Below are 15319 nucleotides of genomic sequence, written 5' to 3' on the forward strand. Positions count from 1 at the left end.
GGGAATCCATGAAACGCATCTACGCCTTCGCGATCGGTCTCGCGATGCTGGTGGCCCCGCTGGCCGCCGCCGGCATCGCGGCGGCCGACCCCATCACCCGGACGATGGATTACCAGCAGGCCACCGACATCGTCGTCATGCGCGGCCTGTCGCAGCGGGGCGTGCCGTTCTCCTGGGCCGGCGGCGGTGTCAACGGGCCCAGCCGCGGCAAGGGCACCGGCATCTACACCGTCGGGTTCGACGCCTCGGGCCTGATGCAATACGCCTACGCGGGCGCCGGCATCAAGCTGCCGCGCTCCTCCGGCGAGATGTACCGGGTCGGGCAGAAGGTGCTGCCGCAGCAGGCGCGCCGCGGCGACTTGATCTTCTACGGTCCCGAGGGCACCCAGAGCGTCGCGATGTACCTGGGCAACAACCAGATGCTCGAGGTGGGCGACGTGGTGCAGGTGTCGCCGGTGCGCAGCAACGGCATGGCCCCCTACCTGGTGCGCGTGCTGGGCACCCAGCAGGCGCCGCTGCAACAGGCGCCGGCCCAGCAGGCCCCAGTCCAGCAGGCGCCGCTCCAGCAGGCGCCGCTGCAACAGGCGCCGGCCCAGCAGGCCCCGCTCCAGCAGGCGCCGCTCCAACAGGCGCCCGCCCAGCAGGTGCCGCTGCAACAGGCACCCGCCCAGCAGGCGCCGCTGCAACAGGCCCCACTACAACAGGCGCCCGCCCAACAGGTGCCGCTGCAACAGGCCCCCGCCCAACAGGCGCCCGCCCAGCAGGCGCCGCTGCAGCAGATGCCGTTGCTGCAGCCGCCGACGCAACAGGCGCCGGTCCAGCAGGCTCCCGCCGTCGTCGTGCGGTAACCGCTCCCGGCTCTCCGGCCGGTCCCAACACCCGCCACTCGCTCCCTCGCGCACGGGAGCGGGGGGCGGGTTTGGGTAAATTGGCGGTCGACCATGCAGAGCCTCGCACCTCCTCGATCCCCGGTCGCGGCCGCGCAGCCGGCCGTTACCGGGGCGCGCGCGGGTGGGTTCTACCGCTACGATCTCGACGGCCTGCGCGGCATCGCCATCGCGCTGGTCGCGGTGTTCCACGTCTGGTTCGGCCGGGTCTCCGGCGGCGTCGACGTGTTCTTGGCACTGTCGGGGTTCTTCTTCGGCGGCAAGATCCTGCGCGCCGCCCTCGACCCGGCGGCGTCGCTGTCACCGGTCGCCGAGGTGACCCGGCTGGTGCGCCGCCTGGTGCCCGCCCTGGTGGTGGTGCTGGCCGGGTGCGGGCTGCTGACCATCCTGGTGCAGCCCGAGACCCGCTGGGAGACGTTCGCCGATCAGAGCCTGGCCAGCCTGGGCTACTACCAGAACTGGGAGCTGGCCAACACCGCGTCCGATTACCTGCGGGCCGGCGAGGCGGTCACCCCGCTGCAGCACATCTGGTCGATGTCGGTGCAGGGCCAGTTCTACATCGGGTTCCTGCTGCTGGTGGCCGGCTGCGCGTACGCCTTCCGCCGACCGCTGGGCGCCCACCTGCGGACCCTGTTTTTGGTGCTGCTGAGCGCGCTCACGGTGGCGTCGTTCGGGTACGCGGTCCTCGCCCATCAAAACAACCAGGCCATCGCCTATTACGACAGCTTCGCCCGGGCGTGGGAGCTGTTGCTGGGCGCGCTGGTCGGCGCGGTGGTCCCCCACATCCGCTGGCCGATGTGGCTGCGCACCGCGCTGGCCACCGCCGCGCTGGCGGCGATCGTGTCGTGCGGCGCGCTGATCGACGGCGTCAAACAATTCCCCGGGCCGTGGGCCCTGGTCCCCGTCGGGGCCACCGTGCTGATGATCCTGGCCGGGGCCAACCTGGGCCGTGACCGCGCCGGTGAGCGGATGCCGCTGCCGAACCGGCTGCTGGCCACCGGGCCGCTGGTGGCGCTGGGCGCGATGGCGTATTCGCTGTATCTGTGGCATTGGCCGCTGCTCATCTTCTGGCTGTCCTACAGCGGGCACCGGCACGCCGGCTTCGTCGAGGGGGCGGCGGTACTGCTGGTGTCCGGCGTGCTGGCCCACCTGACCACCCGGCTCGTCGAGGACCCGCTGCGCTACCGGGCCCCGGCCCCGTCGGCGATGCCGACGACCCCGTGGTGGGTGCGCCTGCGCCGCCCGACGATGGCGCTCGGATCGATGGTGGTGCTGCTCGGCGTCACCCTCACCGCGACCTCCTTCACCTGGCGTCAGCACGTCACGGTGTTGCGCTCGGCGGGCAAGGAGCTCAGCGTCCTCAACCCGCAGGATTACCCCGGCGCCCGCGCCCTGACCGAGCGCGTGCGGGTGCCCGCCCTGCCGATGCGGCCGACCGTTTTGGAGGTCAAGCACGACCTGCCGGACTCCACCCGCGACGGCTGCATCAGCGACTTCGTCAACCCCGCGGTGGTCAACTGCACCTACGGCGACGTGCGCGCCTCCCGCACCATCGCCCTGGCCGGCGGTTCGCACGCCGAACACTGGCTGCCGGCGCTGCAGTTGCTCGGGACCATGCATCACTTCAAGGTCGTGACGTACCTGAAGATGGGCTGCCCGCTGTCCACCGAGGAAGTCCCGTTGATCATGGGCAACAACGCCCCGTACCCGCAGTGCCGCGAATGGGTGCAACGGACGCTGGACAAGCTCATCGCCGACCGCCCCGACTACGTGTTCACCACCACCACCCGGCCCTGGAACATCAAGACCGGCGACGTGATGCCGGCGACCTACATCGGCATCTGGCAGACGTTGTCCGACAACAACATCCCGATCCTCGGCATGCGCGACACGCCGTGGCTGGTCAAGAACGACAAACCGTTCGACCCCGCCGACTGCCTGGCCAAGGGCGGCAACGCGCAGTCGTGCGCGATCAAGCGCTCCGACGTGCTGTCGGACCGCAACCAGACCCTCGACTTCGTCGCGCAGTTCCCGCTGCTCAAGGTCCTCGACATGTCCGACGCGATCTGCCGCGCCGACGTCTGCCGCCCGGTCGAGGGCAACGTGCTGATCTACCACGGCGCCCACCACCTGTCCCCCACCTACGTGCGGACCATGGCCACCGAACTGGGCCGCCAGATCGCCGCCAACACCGGCTGGTGGTGACGGAGTAACCCGGCGGGCGCGACCCCGGCACGGATAAGGTCGAATGATGCCGATCGACGACCGAGCTCCCGAAGCAGGCTCCCAAAAAGGAAAGGCCGCACCGGATAACGGCGGGTCCCGGCCCCGACTGGCCACCGTGTGGCCGGGCAACCCGTATCCGCTCGGCGCCACCTATGACGGCGCGGGCACCAACTTCTCGCTGTTCTCCGAGATCGCCGAGAGCGTCGAGCTGTGCCTGATCGACGACGACGGCAGCGAGGCGCGGATCGCGCTGGAAGAGGTCGACGGGTACGTCTGGCACGCCTACCTGCCCAATATCTCCCCGGGGCAGCGCTACGGGTTCCGCGTGCACGGGCCGTGGGATCCGGCGGCCGGGCACCGCTGTGATCCGAGCAAGCTGCTGCTGGATCCGTACGGCAAGGCCTTCCACGGGGATTTCAACTTCGGCCAGGCGCTGTACTCCTATGACATGAAGGCCGTCAACCCCGACGGCGACGGCGCCGATCCGGGGACGCCGCCGATGGTCGACTCGCTCGGGCACACCATGACCAGTGTGGTGAGCAACCCGTTCTTCGACTGGGGCTCCGACCGGGCGCCGCTCACCCCGTACCACGAGACCGTCATCTACGAGGCCCACGTCAAGGGCATGACCCAGTGCCACCCGGGGGTGCCCGAGGAGCTGCGCGGCACCTACGCCGGGCTTGCGCACCCGGTGATCATCGACCACCTCAAGTCGCTCAGCGTCACCGCGATCGAGCTGATGCCGGTCCACCAGTTCATGCACGATTCGCGGCTGTTCGACCTCGGGCTGCGAAATTACTGGGGCTACAACACCTTTGGCTTCTTCGCCCCGCACAACCAGTACGCCGCCAACCGCCGCTCCAGCGTCGCGGAGTTCAAGTCGATGGTGCGCAGCTTCCACGAGGCCGGCATCGAGGTCATCCTCGACGTGGTCTACAACCACACCGCCGAGGGCAACCACCTCGGCCCCACGATCAACTTCCGCGGCATCGACAACGCCGCCTACTACCGGCTCGTCGAAACCGACCTGCGGTTGTACAAGGACTACACGGGCACCGGCAACAGCCTCAACGCCCGCCACCCGCACGTGCTGCAGCTGATCATGGATTCGCTGCGCTACTGGGTCACCGAGATGCACGTCGACGGGTTCCGCTTCGACCTGGCCGCCACGCTGGCCCGCGAGCTGCACGACGTCGACCGGTTGAGCGCGTTCTTCGACCTGGTGCAGCAGGATCCGGTGGTGAGCCAGGTCAAACTGATCGCCGAGCCGTGGGACGTCGGCGAGGGCGGCTATCAGGTCGGAAATTTCCCGGGTTTGTGGACCGAGTGGAACGGGAAGTATCGCGATACTGTGCGCGACTACTGGCGGGGCGAGCCCGCGACCCTGGGCGAGTTCGCCTCCCGGCTCACCGGGTCATCGGACCTATACGAGGCGACGGGACGGCGCCCCAGCGCCAGCATCAACTTCGTCACCGCCCACGACGGTTTCACGCTCAACGACCTGGTCTCCTACAACGAAAAACACAACCTGGCCAACGGGGAGGACAACCGCGACGGGGAAAGCCACAACCGGTCCTGGAACTGTGGTGTCGAGGGCCCCACGGACGACCCCGACATCATCGCGCTGCGCTACCGCCAGATGCGCAACTTCTGGGCCACTCTGATGGTCAGCCAGGGCACGCCGATGATCGCCCACGGCGACGAAATCGGGCGCACCCAAAACGGCAACAACAACGTCTACTGCCAGGACTCCGAATTGTCTTGGATGGATTGGTCTTTGGCGGACAAGAACGCCGACCTGCTGGCATTCGCCCGCAAGGTGACCGCCCTGCGCAAGAACCACCCGGTGTTTCGCCGCCGCCGTTTCTTCGAAGGCGAGCCCATCCGCAGCGGCGACGAGGTCCGCGACATCGCCTGGCTGACCCCGGGCGGACAGGAGATGACCCATGAGGACTGGGGCAAGAGCTTCCACAAGTGCGTGGCGGTGTTCCTCAACGGCGACGCGATCACCGCGCCCAACGCCCGCGGCGAGCGGGTGGTGGACGACTCGTTCCTGTTGTGCTTCAACGCCGACGAGCACCCCGTCGAATTCGTCATGCCGCCGGCCGATTACGCGCAGGAGTGGACCGTCGAGCTCGACACCAACCATCCCGCCGGGCACGCCGACCAAGTCGTGAACGCCGAAGAGAAGGTCTCGCTGCCGTCCCGTTCGCTGCTGGTTCTCCGTAAGACCATGTGACGCATGGCCTTACCTGTCCTTTCCACCTACCGGCTGCAGCTCCGCGGCGAGTCCAGCGGCTTCGGGTTCACCCTCGCCGACGCCGAGGACCTCCTCGACTACCTCGACGACCTGGGCGTGACCCACCTGTACCTGTCGCCGATCCTGACCGCGGCGCCCGGGTCCACGCACGGTTACGACGTCACCGACCCGACGACGGTGTCACCGGAACTGGGCGGTGCCGACGGGCTGGCCCGGTTGTCGGCGGCGGCCCGCGCGCGCGGCATGGGGCTGGTCGTCGACATCGTGCCCAACCACGTCGGCATCGACTCGCCGCAGGAGAACCCGTGGTGGTGGGACGTGCTGCGGCACGGCCGGGACTCGCCGTACGCGTCGTTCTTCGACATCGACTGGGACCTCGACGTGGACGGCCGAATCGTGTTGCCCATCTTGGGGTCTGACGACGACGCGGCCGACCTGACGGTCGACGGGGACCTGCTGCGCCTCGGCGACCTGGCCCTGCCGATCGCGCCGGGCACCGGACAGGGAACCGGCGAACAGGTGCACGACCGCCAGCACTACCGGCTGGTGGGCTGGCGCAACGGGGTCTGCGGCTACCGGCGGTTCTTCTCGATCACCTCGCTGGCCGGCCTACGCCAGGAGGACCCCGCGGTGTTCGCGGCCACCCACACCGAGGTGGCCCGCTGGTTCAACGAGGGCCTGGTGGACGGCGTGCGCATCGACCACCCGGACGGATTGTCCGATCCCGCTGGATATCTGGTCCGGCTGCGGGAGCTGACCGGCCCGGACGCCTGGATCGTCATCGAGAAGATCCTCGCCGTCGACGAGGCGCTGGAGCCGACGCTGCCGGTGGCCGGCACCACCGGCTACGACGTGCTGCGGCAGGTCGGCGGGGTCTTCGTGGACCCGGGCGGCGAACCGGCGCTCACCGCGCTCGTCGGCTCCGCCGGCGTCGACTACCGGGCCATGCCAAAGCTGCTGGCCGAGCTCAAGATTCGGACCGCGACGCAGACGTTGGCCAGCGAGCTGGCCCGGCTGCGGCGCGCCATCGCGGCCGCGGCGGGCGTCGACCACCCGTTGCTGCCCGAGGCCGTGGCCACGCTGCTCACCCACATCGACGTCTACCGCTGCGACTACCCCGGCCTCGCCGCCATGCTGCCCACGGCGTTGGCCGAAACCCAGTCCGCCGCACCGCATCTGGGACCGGCGCTGCAGGTCCTGGCCGCGGCGCTGGCCCACCGCGGCGAGCCGGCCACCCGGCTGCAGCAGCTGTGCGGGGCGGTGACCGCCAAGGCCGTCGAGGATTGCCTGTTCTACCGCGACGCCCGGCTGGTGTCGCTCAACGAGGTGGGCGGCGAACCCCACCGCTTCGGCGTCGGCCTGGCGGAGTTTCACCAGAACGCCGCCGACCGCGCCCGGCTGTGGCCGCAGGCGATGACGACCCTGACCACCCACGACACCAAGCGCGGCGAGGACGTGCGGGCCCGGATCGGCGTGCTCTCCCAGGTTCCGTCGCTGTGGACGGAGTTCTTGGCGCGCTGGGAGATCAAGGCACCCTCCCCCGAACCCGCAACCGGACAGTTTTTGTGGCAGAACATCTTCGGCGTGTGGCCCCTCACCGGTCAGGTGACCGATGAGCTGCGCGGCCGGCTGCACCAATACGCCGAGAAGGCCATCCGCGAGGCGGCCTGGCACACCTCCTGGAACGACCCGGACCCCGGGTTCGAGACGGCGGTGCACACCTGGCTGGACACCGTGTTGGACGGGCCGGTGGCCGGCCAGCTGACCGAGCTTGTCTCGCAACTCAATCCGCATGCCGCGAGCGACGCGCTGGGCCAGAAGCTGCTGGCGCTGACCGTCCCGGGGATTCCCGACGTCTACCAGGGCACCGAGCTGTGGGACGACAGCCTGGTCGACCCGGACAACCGCCGCGCGGTCGACTACGCCGCGCGGCGGGCCGCGCTGAAAGAGCTGCAGCACCCCAAGATTCGGGTCGTCACCACCGCGCTTCGGGTGCGCCGCGCCCATCCCGAGACGTTCCTGCGCGGCGACTACGTCCCGGTGCTGGCCGAGGGCGAGGCCAGCGAGCACATCGTGGCGTTCCGCCGCGGCACGGACATCGTGGTCGCGGTGACCCGCTGGACCGTCCGGCTGGCCGAAAAGGGCTGGGGCAACACCGTGTTGCCGCTGCCGGAGGGTACCTGGGTGGACGCGCTCAGCGGCGCCATCGCCGACGGTCCGACGGCGGCCGCCCAGTCGTTCTCCGACCTGCCCGTCGTGCTGCTGGAGCGCCATCATGGCTGAATTCCGGGTGTGGGCGCCCAAACCGGCGCGGGTGCGGCTCGACGTCGACGGCCGGGTGCACGCGATGACGCGCTCGGACGACGGCTGGTGGCACGCCGACGTCGAGGCGGCGCCGGACGCCCGGTACGGGTTCCTGCTCGACGACGACCCGACCGTGCTGCCCGACCCGCGGTCGCCGCGCCAGCCCGACGGGGTGCACGCCCGCTCGCAGCTGTGGGACCCGGGCGCCATCGCAGGATTCGCCTGGACCGACGGGAATTGGCCCGGCCGCTCGCTGGACGGCCGCGCGGTGATCTACGAGCTGCACGTCGGGACGTTCACACCGTCCGGCACGCTGGATGCCGCCGTTGAAAAGCTTGACTATCTGGTCGATCTGGGCGTCGACTTCGTCGAGCTGATGCCGGTGAACTCCTTCGCCGGCACCCACGGCTGGGGGTACGACGGCGTGCTGTGGTACAGCGTGCACGAACCCTACGGCGGACCCGACGCCCTGGTCCGGTTCGTCGACGCCTGCCACGCCCGCGGCCTCGCGGTGCTGATCGACGCGGTGTTCAACCACCTGGGCCCGTCCGGGAACTACCTGCCCCGCTTCGGGCCCTACCTGTCGTCGGCGAGCAACCCGTGGGGCGAGGGGATCAACATCGCCGACGCCGACTCGGACGAGGTGCGGCGCTACATCATCGGGTGCGCGCTGCGCTGGATGCGCGACTTCCACGCCGACGGCCTGCGGCTGGACGCCGTGCACGCGCTGGTCGACACCACGGCCATCCACATCCTCGAAGAGCTCGCCACCGAAACCGACTGGCTGTCAAGGCAGCTGGGCCGGCCCCTGTCGCTGGTGGCCGAAAGCGACCTCAACGACCCGCGGTTGATCACCCCCCGCGACCGCAACGGCTACGGGCTGACCGCCCAGTGGGCCGACGACATCCATCACGCGATCCACACGGCGGTGTCCGGTGAACGCCAGGGCTACTACGCCGACTTCGGTTCGTTGCAAACCCTGGCGGAAACGCTGCGGCACGGTTACTTTCACGCCGGCACGTATTCGTCGTTCCGGCGCCGCCGCCACGGGCGACCGCTGGACACCACCGAGGGCACGGGCATCCCGGCCACCCGGCTGGTCGCCTACACCTGCACCCACGACCAGGTCGGCAACCGCGCCCTCGGGGATCGCCCGTCGCAGAACCTGAACGCCGGCCAGCTCGCCGTCAAGGCCGCCCTCGCGCTCGGATCACCCTACACCGCAATGCTTTTCATGGGTGAGGAATGGGCGGCCTCGACGCCCTTCCTCTTCTTCAGCTCCCACCCCGAACCGGAGCTGGCCCGCGCCACCGCCGAGGGCCGCAAGGCCGAATTCGCCGAGCACGGCTGGAACGCCGACGACATCCCCGACCCGCAGGATCCCCAGACGTTCCAGCGCTCCAAGCTGATTTGGGACGAGGTCGACTCCGGCGAGCACGCCCGGCTGCTCCGGGTGTACCGGGATTTGATCGCCCTGCGGCACCACGACGCCGACATGGCCGACCCCTGGCTCGATCACCTCACCGTCGACTACGACGAGGACGAACGCTGGATCAGCGTGGGCCGCGGCGGGTTGCGCATCGTGTGCAACCTCGGCGCCGAGCCGGTCAACGTCCCTGTCGCCGGCGAGGTCGTGCTGGCTTGGGGGGAGCCGACCGTGGACCGGCAGGGCACCGTCCTGGACGGCCACTCGTTCGCCATCCTGCGGGTACAGTAGGAAGCATCACCTAGATCACCTAAGTAATGCGCGCCGCGCGGAAAGGGGCTGCCTGATGGCCCGCACCGAGAACGACACGTGGGATCTGGCGTCCAGCGTCGGCGCGACCGCGACGGCGGTGGCCGCTTCGCGCGCGATGGCGTCGCAGGGCCCGGATCCCCTGCTGGACGACCCGTGGGCCGACCCGCTGGTGCGCGCGGTCGGCATCGACACCTTCGTCAAGCTGATCGACGGCGAGATCGGGCCCGCCGGCGACGATCCCGTGCTCAGCCGCCGTTCCATGAACGAGCAGATCGCCGTGCGGACGCGCTTTTTCGACGACTTCTTCGTCCAGGCCACCGGTTCGGGCATCACGCAGGCGGTGATCCTGGCGTCCGGCCTGGACACCCGCGCCTATCGCCTGCCGTGGCCGGCCGGCACGGTGGTCTACGAGATCGACCAGCCCGAGGTCATCGAGTTCAAGACGCGGACCCTGGCCGGCCTCGGGGCCGAACCGACCTCCCCGCGCCGCACGGTCGCGATCGACCTGCGCGACGACTGGCCCGCGGCGCTGGCGGCGGCCGGGTTCGACACGACGCGTCCGACGGCGTGGAGCGCCGAAGGCCTGCTGCCCTACCTACCGCCCGAGGCCCAGGACCGCCTGTTCGACAACGTCACCGGGCTCTCGGCGCCCGGCAGCAGGGTCGCGACCGAGCACCTGGACCTGCGCAATGTCCCCCCGGACTGGGCGGACCGGCTCACCGAGCGGTCCCGCCGCATCGGTTCCGACATCAATCTGGCCGAGCTGTTCTACACCGGCGAGCGCAACACCGCCGCCGAGTACCTCGCCGGACACGGTTGGCGGGTCGACGTCCGAACCACCGAGCAGGCATACGCCGCCAACGGGTTTCAGCTGCCCGACGACCCGTTGGCCGCCTTCGGCCGCGACTCCGGCTACCTGACCGCCACGCTGGGTTAGGGACGCCACGTTCGTCACGACCGCGCGTCACGACGACGTGGTCGCCCACCGTCGCCTATCCGCGGGGTGTATCGCTACCCCCCATCACCGTGGTCGACTTACTAGGTCAGCCATCAGGCGAAACGGAGGGCTCGCCATGATCATCCTCGGCATCATCCTGGTCGTCATCGGTGCCATCCTGTGGATCCTCGGCGCCACCGGTCGCGCGGTCGGCGGTCGGCGGCACTGGTTCTGACATCCGGCCGGGGCCCCGCCGCGGAAAGCAAGGTTCGGTTCACCCGCGACGAGCTGAAGCGGTTCAGCGGTAGGACGCTGCCAGACCTGATCTCGGGCCGAGTCCGGCTGCTGTTCGTCGGGATCAACCCCGGCCTGAGAACCGTTGCCGTGCAAGCCCATTTCGCTCCGCGCGGCAATCGGTTCTGGCCGGCGCTATTCCGCGCCGGCATCACCGATCACCTGATCGACGCCTCGTCCGGATTCACGCCCGCCGACCGGAAATACCTGTTGAATCGCGGCATCGGCATCACCAACCTCGTCGACCGGGCGACCGCGGGCGCGGACGAACTGACCGTCCGCGAACTGGTCGAGGGCCGACGCAAGCTCGACGCGACGGTGGAAAGGTACTCGCCCCGCGTCGTCGCCGTGCTCGGCATCATCGCCTTCCGCGACGCGTTCGGCGACCGCCGCGCCAGGCCCGGGAAGCAGCCGACGCCCTACCCGGGCACCGAACTGTGGGTGGTCCCCAACCCGAGCGGTCGCAACGCCCACGCGTCCGTGGCCGACCTCGCCGCCGCCTACGGCGAAGTCGCCCGCGCCGCCGGCATTCCTACACGCTCGGACGCCCGGTAGCCCGCACCGCTTCGGCGATCGCGCCGGCGAGCGGATCGATCTCGTCGTCGCCCAAATCGGCGATGGTGACCCGCATTCCGGGTGACGTGCGGATCCGGAAACGCGTCCCGGGCGCCGCGGCCCACCCCGCGGCCAGCAGCCGGGTAATGGCGACGGTCTCGTCGGGCACCGCAACCCACACGTTGAGCCCGGACCGCCCGTGCGCGGCCACGCCCCGCTCGGCCAACTTGGCGCACAACCGCGTCCGGGTGCGGGCGTATCGCGCCTCCGCCCGGCCGACGAGGCGCGCCGCCTCCGGGTCCGACCACAGGCCGACCGCGATGTCCTGCAACAGGTGGCTCACCCAACCGGGCCCCAGCCGCAGGCGGCCCTGCACCCGCTCGACGGTGCGGCGGTCCCCCGCGAGCACCGCGACGCGCAGGTCGGGGCCGTAGGCCTTCGACGCCGAGCGCACGAAGGCCCAGCGCCGCGTCGATCCGGCCAGGGTGTGCAGCGCCGCGCCGGCGATGCCCGCGCAGTGGTCGTCCTCGACCAGCAGCAGGTCGTCGCCGCGGCCGGACAGCAAGGCGCGCAACGCTTCCGCGCGATCGGCCGACAGCGCCGCAGCGGTCGGGTTTTGCGCGCGGTTGGTCAACACCACCGCGCGCGCCCCGCGACCGAGCGCGCGCTCCATGTCGGCGACCACCGGCCCGTCATCGTCGACCCGCACCGGCTCGGCCGAAAGACCAAGCGCTGCAAGCAGATCCAGGAGGTTGGCCCAACCCGGGTCTTCGACGGCCACCCGGTCCCCCGGGCGCAGGTGCGCGGCCAGGGCGCGCTCGATGCCGTCCAGCGCGCCGCTTGTCACCGCCAGGTGATCGGCGGGCACGCCGTCGCAAGAGAGCGCGTGACGGGTGAATTCGGCCAGCTCCGGCGACAGGGCCGGCTCCCCGTATAGCACCGGCCCGGGCCGCCGGACCCGGGCAAGCCCGACCGGCAACAGCGCCGGGTCCGGGTTGCCGGTCGACAGGTCGCGCACGCCTTTGGGGACGTCGACCCCGAGCAGCGAGCGGGGCGTGGTCGCGGGGCGGTGCCGTACCCGGGTGCCGCGCCGCCCGGCCGTCTCGATCGCCCCCCGATCGCGCAGCAGGCGATACGCCGCGGCCACGGTGTTGGCGTTCACGCCGAGCCGGCCGGCCAAGTCGCGGATCGGCGGCAACGCGTCGCCGGGCGCCAGGGCGCCGCGGGAGATGGCGTCCTCCACGTTGGCGGCTATGGATTGCGCCCCGGTCCCCGTATATCGTACTGACACGAGAGTAATTATGTACTAGGACAATAGCGGGAGGCAATCCGTTGAGCTACCGGCCCACGCCCCGCACCACGCCAACCCGCTACCGGGACCGCGCGCGATACGACCGCCAGACCGTCCACCGGATCCTGGACGAGGCGCTGATCTGCCACCTGGGCTACCTGAACGCCGGCGACCCCGTGGTGCTGCCGACGACGCACGCCCGCCTCGGCGAGACGCTCTACCTACACGGCTCGACGGGCGGGGGGCCGATGCTGGCGGCCCGATCCGCGCCGGACGGCCTGCCCGTCTGCGTCACCGCCACCCTCGTCGACGGACTGGTGCTGGCCCGCGCCGCCATGCACCACTCGGTCAACTTCCGCTCGGTGGTGGTGCGGGGCGACGCGCGCGTCGTCGACGATCCGGCCGAGAAGCGGCGCGCCCTGGCCGCCCTGCTGGACCACGTCCGGCCCGGCCGGGCGGCGGACTGCCGGGCCCCGGACCCGCGTGAGCTCGCCGCGACCGGGGTGCTCGCACTGGACCTCGCCGAGGTGTCGGCCAAGGCGCGTTCGGGCGGCCCAGCCGACGACCCGGAGGACACCGCGCTGCCGCACTGGGCCGGCGTGGTGCCGCTGAGCCTGACGGCCGGAGCGCCGCTGCCGGCCGACGACCTGGACCCGGCTATCCCGCTGCCGGCATACCTGCGCTAGCCGCGACCGTGCGCGGTTGCGCGCCGACATGCCGCGAAACGCGTGCAGCTACGCACCCTCGTGCCGAAGGCCGGCACCTACAGCAGGTAGCGGTATGCCGGCGAGCCGGGCTCGAGGGCCTCGACGTGCAGCTCGGTGGCCCGCATCCGGGCCAGCAGGCCGTCGAGATCGGCGGCCGACCCCAGCTCGATGCCGACCAGCGCCTCGCCGGTCTCCCGGTTGTTGCGCTTGACGTACTCGAACAGGGTGATGTCGTCGTTGGGCCCGAGCACGTCGTCGAGGAACCGGCGCAGCGCGCCCGGCTCCTGCGGGAAGTCCACCAGGAAATAGTGCTTGAGGCCGAGGTGCACCAGGGAGCGCTCCAGCACCTCGCCGTAGCGCGACACGTCGTTGTTGCCGCCGGAGATCAGGCACACGACGGTCGAGCCGGGCTCGATGTCGGCCTCCAGCAGGCCGGCCACCGACAGTGCGCCGGCCGGCTCGGCGATGATGCCCTCGTGCTGGTAGAGGTCGAGCATCGCGGTGCACACGGCGCCCTCGTCGACCGCGGTGATCGACACCATGTCGCCGGCGGCGGCCAGCGCGGCATGGGTCAGCGTCCCGGCCCGCTGCACCGCGGCGCCGTCGACGAACTGGTCGACGTGGTCGAGCGTCACCGGCTCGCCGGCGGCCAGCGCGGCCATCATCGCCGCGGCGCCGGCCGGCTCCACGCCCAGCACCGAGGTGCCCGACGTCCGCTCGGCCAGGTAGGTGGTGATGCCGGCGATGCAGCCGCCGCCGCCCACCGGGACCACCACCAGGTCGGGCTCCCCGTCGAGCTGGTCCAGCAGCTCGACGGCGATGGTGCCCTGCCCGGCCATGGTGCGCAGGTCGTCGTACGGCGGCACCAGCGTGGCGCCGGTGCGCTCCACGTCGGCCAGGGCCGCCTCGGCGGCCAGGTCGTAGGTCGACCCGCCCACGATCAGCTCGATGAACTCCCCGCCGTGGTAGCGGATGCGGTCACGCTTCTGCTTCGGCGTCTTGGCCGGCACGTAGACGCGGCCGCGCACGCCCAGCGTCCGGCACGCGTACGCGAAGCCCTGGGCGTGGTTCCCCGCCGACGAGCACACGACGCCGGCGGCCAGCTCCTCGTCGGAGAGCTGCACCAGCAGGTTGTAGGCGCCACGCAGCTTGTAGGACCGCACCACCTGCAGGTCTTCGCGCTTGAGGTACACCTGCGCGCCGGTGATCGCCGACAGCCGATCGCTCAACTGCAGGGGCGTGGGCGTCACCACCGGGGCGATCCGCTGCGCCGCCGCGTCGATGTCGGCCGCGCACAACGGCGACCTGGCCGGGCTCCTGCTCAGTTCAGCGGACACCGGTCAATGGTCCCATGCCGCCCGGCCGGGTATCAGCCCGGTGGATCGGTCCGATGGTGGCGACCCGCCGCGCCCGGCTACGCCGCGCTTGCGATCGCCACGAGACCCATGGTGGCGACCCGCCGCGCCCGGCTACGCCGCGCTTGCGGTCGCCACTAGTCGACCGGGGTCAGCACGAACACCGGGATTTGGCGGTCCGTCTTTTTCTGGTACTCGGCGTAGTCCGGCCAGGCCTCGACGGCGCGCTCCCACCAGGTGGCCTTCTCGTCGCCGAACACTTCGCGGGCCTCGTAGTCGCGGGTGACGCTGCCGTCCTGCAGCTCGACCCGCGGGTTCTTCTTGACGTTGTAGTACCAGACCGGGTGCTTCGGCGCCCCGCCGAGCGAGGCGACGATCGCGTACTCGCCGTCGTGCTCGACGCGCATGAGCGGGGTCTTGCGGACCTTGCCGGTCTTGGCTCCGATCGTGGTCAGCACGATGATGGGCTTACCGTTCATGTCCGCGGCCTCGGCACCGCCGGATTCGGCGTACTTGTCGGCTTGTTCGCGGGACCAATCCCAGGGGCTGGGCGCGTATTCACCCGTAAGCGGCATAGCCCAAGCTTAGGCATAGTGCGCGTGGCCCGTGCCGGCTCGGGCAGGCGTTTTCGGCGGTCCCCGGCCAGTTCTGCTTAATTGGGCCGGGCACAGCGTGGATGTGAGTACCGTCTAACCGGTGTCCCTTCGGCGGGAAAGCTCGATTAAAGGGCGGCGGCTCGATGAGGTGCGCGGTCTGTGAGCCCGG

The 15319-nt window shown here is 70.6% G+C and carries 11 protein-coding genes and 1 pseudogene; 9 read left to right on the forward strand and 3 right to left on the reverse strand.

Annotation, left to right across the window (positions count from 1 at the left end):
• The first annotated feature begins 8 nt into the window (after positions 1 to 8).
• The 8 genes and pseudogenes from ripD to AWC19_RS03950 all read left to right on the forward strand — a co-directional run bounded on the left by ripD (position 9) and on the right by AWC19_RS03950 (position 11201).
• Entirely contained in the window at positions 9 to 848 is an 840-nt protein-coding gene (gene ripD, locus AWC19_RS03920) for an NlpC/P60 family peptidoglycan-binding protein RipD (protein WP_085076808.1), read from the forward strand.
• Between the two features lie 93 nt (positions 849 to 941).
• Positions 942 to 3092, forward strand: a complete 2151-nt coding sequence (locus AWC19_RS03925; RefSeq protein WP_085076779.1) for an acyltransferase family protein — start codon at positions 942 to 944, stop codon at positions 3090 to 3092.
• 127 nt (positions 3093 to 3219) lie between these two features.
• Positions 3220 to 5352, forward strand: a complete 2133-nt coding sequence (gene glgX, locus AWC19_RS03930) for a glycogen debranching protein GlgX (protein ID WP_085076809.1) — start codon at positions 3220 to 3222, stop codon at positions 5350 to 5352.
• A gap of 3 nt (positions 5353 to 5355) precedes the next feature.
• Positions 5356 to 7656 carry a malto-oligosyltrehalose synthase gene (gene treY, locus AWC19_RS03935; RefSeq protein WP_085076780.1) on the forward strand — a complete coding sequence of 767 codons (2301 nt, stop codon included), beginning with the start codon at positions 5356 to 5358 and terminating at the stop codon, positions 7654 to 7656.
• Positions 7649 to 9394, forward strand: a complete 1746-nt coding sequence (gene treZ, locus AWC19_RS03940; protein WP_085076781.1) for a malto-oligosyltrehalose trehalohydrolase — start codon at positions 7649 to 7651, stop codon at positions 9392 to 9394. Before treY ends, treZ begins: the two co-directional genes overlap by 8 nt.
• Positions 9395 to 9449: 55 nt before the next feature.
• On the forward strand, positions 9450 to 10352 hold the full coding sequence (locus tag AWC19_RS03945; protein ID WP_085076782.1) for a class I SAM-dependent methyltransferase: 903 nt from the start codon (positions 9450 to 9452) through the stop codon (positions 10350 to 10352).
• 145 nt (positions 10353 to 10497) lie between these two features.
• A pseudogene (locus AWC19_RS30325) lies at positions 10498 to 10587 on the forward strand (DUF6131 family protein); the annotation flags it as partial.
• The gene (locus AWC19_RS03950) at positions 10584 to 11201 is read left to right on the forward strand and encodes a mismatch-specific DNA-glycosylase (RefSeq protein WP_085076810.1); all 618 of its coding nucleotides are present in this window, start codon (positions 10584 to 10586) and stop codon (positions 11199 to 11201) included. The pseudogene AWC19_RS30325 and the gene AWC19_RS03950, both read left to right, overlap by 4 nt.
• Here AWC19_RS03950 and AWC19_RS03955 read toward each other — a convergent pair.
• A complete protein-coding gene (locus tag AWC19_RS03955; protein WP_085076783.1) occupies positions 11179 to 12492 on the reverse strand; it encodes an aminotransferase class I/II-fold pyridoxal phosphate-dependent enzyme in 1314 nt (437 codons plus the stop codon). The genes AWC19_RS03950 and AWC19_RS03955 overlap by 23 nt on opposite strands.
• A gap of 41 nt (positions 12493 to 12533) precedes the next feature.
• Here AWC19_RS03955 and AWC19_RS03960 point away from each other — a divergent pair, with 41 nt between their 5' ends.
• A complete protein-coding gene (locus tag AWC19_RS03960) occupies positions 12534 to 13178 on the forward strand; it encodes a pyridoxamine 5'-phosphate oxidase family protein (RefSeq protein ID WP_211284838.1) in 645 nt (214 codons plus the stop codon).
• 77 nt (positions 13179 to 13255) lie between these two features.
• Here the strand turns inward: AWC19_RS03960 and ilvA are convergent, their stop codons facing one another.
• Together ilvA and AWC19_RS03970 are read right to left on the reverse strand one after the other, a co-directional pair.
• Complete coding sequence (ilvA, locus tag AWC19_RS03965) at positions 13256 to 14536, reverse strand: threonine ammonia-lyase (protein ID WP_085076785.1); 1281 nt, start codon at positions 14534 to 14536, stop codon at positions 13256 to 13258.
• 155 nt (positions 14537 to 14691) lie between these two features.
• A complete protein-coding gene (locus tag AWC19_RS03970) occupies positions 14692 to 15129 on the reverse strand; it encodes a nitroreductase family deazaflavin-dependent oxidoreductase (protein ID WP_085076786.1) in 438 nt (145 codons plus the stop codon).
• Positions 15130 to 15319: the final 190 nt, after the last annotated feature.

It is taken from the genome of Mycobacterium palustre (assembly GCF_002101785.1).
GTDB classification, from domain to species: Bacteria; Actinomycetota; Actinomycetes; order Mycobacteriales; family Mycobacteriaceae; genus Mycobacterium; species Mycobacterium palustre.

Coding starts and splice junctions, on each gene's coding strand:
- ripD (WP_085076808.1), top strand. CDS start 9: ATGAAACGCATCTACGCCTTCGCGATCGGTCTCGCGATGCTGGTGGCC.
- treY (WP_085076780.1), top strand. CDS start 5,356: ATGGCCTTACCTGTCCTTTCCACCTACCGGCTGCAGCTCCGCGGCGAG.
- AWC19_RS03945 (WP_085076782.1), top strand. CDS start 9,450: ATGGCCCGCACCGAGAACGACACGTGGGATCTGGCGTCCAGCGTCGGC.
- treZ (WP_085076781.1), top strand. CDS start 7,649: ATGGCTGAATTCCGGGTGTGGGCGCCCAAACCGGCGCGGGTGCGGCTC.
- AWC19_RS03925 (WP_085076779.1), top strand. CDS start 942: ATGCAGAGCCTCGCACCTCCTCGATCCCCGGTCGCGGCCGCGCAGCCG.
- AWC19_RS03970 (WP_085076786.1), bottom strand. CDS start 15,129: ATGCCGCTTACGGGTGAATACGCGCCCAGCCCCTGGGATTGGTCCCGC.